At 69.6% G+C, this 1,834-nt stretch carries 1 protein-coding gene, 1 tRNA gene and 1 other RNA gene; 2 read left to right on the top strand and 1 reads right to left on the bottom strand.

The features are described 5' to 3' along the window. Window positions 1–170: 170 nt before the first annotated feature. A tRNA-Ser gene (locus GTW40_RS17415) sits at window positions 171–258 on the bottom strand. 119 nt (window positions 259–377) lie between these two features. Here GTW40_RS17415 and ffs point away from each other — a divergent pair. Both ffs and GTW40_RS17405 read left to right on the top strand, forming a co-directional pair. Then, an RNA gene (gene ffs, locus GTW40_RS17410) (signal recognition particle sRNA small type) lies at window positions 378–474 on the top strand. Window positions 475–577: 103 nt separating this feature from the next. Next, window positions 578–1,834, top strand: a 1,257-nt coding sequence (locus GTW40_RS17405) for a DNA polymerase III subunit gamma and tau (RefSeq protein WP_161181120.1), incomplete at its 3' end; no start/stop codon positions are given.

Below are 1,834 nucleotides of genomic sequence, written 5' to 3'. Positions count from 1 at the left end.
GCCAACGGCACCCGCCTCCAGATCTGGGACTGCAACGGCTCCGGCGCCCAGAAATTCTCCCTGGCCTGAGCCCGGGTGGCCCCGGCGTTCCGCACGAGCCGGGGCCACACACGTCGAAGGGCCCCACTGCAAGCAGTGGGGCCCTTCGACTTAGTGCCCGGTGAGGCACTTGGCGGAGGATACGAGATTCGAACTCGTGAGGGGTTGCCCCCAACACGCTTTCCAAGCGTGCGCCCTAGGCCTCTAGGCGAATCCTCCGCCGCAAACATTACATGACCGCGGAGGGTGCTCGCGAACCTCGTTCCCGAGGTGGGGAGCGGTGCTCGGCGCGGGGTCGGTCGAGGTATCTCGCGGAGGTCCGGATCGGGTACTCTTTCGGCAGCCCCCCACGCGGTGCTATCTGACTGAACTCCCCCAGGGCCGGAAGGCAGCAAGGGTAGGTCGGCTCTGGCAGGTGCGTGGGGGGCCCTTGTTTTTTGCGGGGTGCGGGGCGGGGCCCAGGCTGTGACCTGCGGTGGGAGCGGGGCCGGTTCCGGTGCGCGGCCGGTTGTCGGTGCTCCCCTATAACCTCGTATGCGTGTCGTCTCTCGCGCTGTACCGCCGCTACCGCCCCGAGACCTTTGCCGAGGTCATCGGGCAGGAGCATGTCACCGACCCGCTGCAGCAGGCGCTGCGGAACAACCGGGTCAATCACGCGTACCTGTTCAGCGGGCCGCGCGGATGTGGCAAGACGACCAGCGCGCGCATCCTGGCCCGCTGTCTGAACTGTGAGCAAGGTCCCACGCCCACGCCCTGCGGGGAGTGCCAGTCGTGCCAGGACCTCGCGCGCAACGGCCCGGGTTCGATCGACGTCATCGAGATCGACGCCGCGTCCCACGGTGGTGTGGACGACGCCCGTGAGCTGCGCGAGAAGGCGTTCTTCGGCCCCGCCTCCAGCCGGTACAAGATCTACATCATCGACGAGGCCCACATGGTCACGTCGGCCGGTTTCAACGCCCTGCTCAAGGTCGTCGAGGAGCCGCCGGAGCACCTCAAGTTCATCTTCGCGACCACCGAGCCCGAGAAGGTCATCGGGACCATCCGGTCGCGTACGCATCACTACCCCTTCCGGCTCGTCCCGCCCGGCACCCTGCGCGAGTACCTCGGCGAGGTCTGCCAAAAGGAGAAGATCCCGGTCGCTGAGGGCGTGCTGCCGCTCGTCGTGCGCGCCGGCCAGGGCTCCGTGCGTGACTCCATGTCCGTCATGGACCAGCTCCTCGCCGGTGCTGGCGAGGACGGTGTGACGTACCCGATGGCCACCTCCCTCCTCGGCTACACCGACGGCTCCCTCCTCGACTCCGTGGTCGAGGCCTTCGCCACAGGTGACGGCGCCGCCGCCTTCGAGGTGGTCGACCGCATCATCGAGGGCGGCAACGACCCCCGCCGCTTCGTCGCCGACCTGCTGGAGCGGCTGCGCGACCTGGTGATCCTCGCCGCCGTGCCCGACGCCGTCGAGAAGGGGCTCATCGACGCCCCCGTCGACGTCCTGGAGCGGATGCAGGCCCAGGCCGAGACCTTCGGCGCCGCCGAGCTGAGCCGCGCCGCCGACCTCGTCAACGAGGGCCTGACCGAGATGCGCGGCGCCACCTCGCCCCGCCTCCAGCTCGAACTCATCTGCGCCCGCGTCATGCTCCCGGCCGCCTACGGCGACGAGCGCTCCGTCATGGCCCGCCTGGACCGCCTGGAGCGCGGCGTCAACTTCTCCGGCGGAGCAGCCCCTGCTGCCGCCCCAGCCATGGGCTACGTCCCCGCTCCCGACGCCCACCCCGGCATGGGGATGGCAGAGCCTTCGGTG

It is taken from the genome of Streptomyces sp. SID4985 (assembly GCF_009863025.1).
GTDB lineage: Bacteria > Actinomycetota > Actinomycetes > Streptomycetales > Streptomycetaceae > Streptomyces.
The sequence above is the reverse complement of the archived record's forward strand: the minus strand, read 5'-3'. Positions and strand labels throughout refer to the sequence as shown.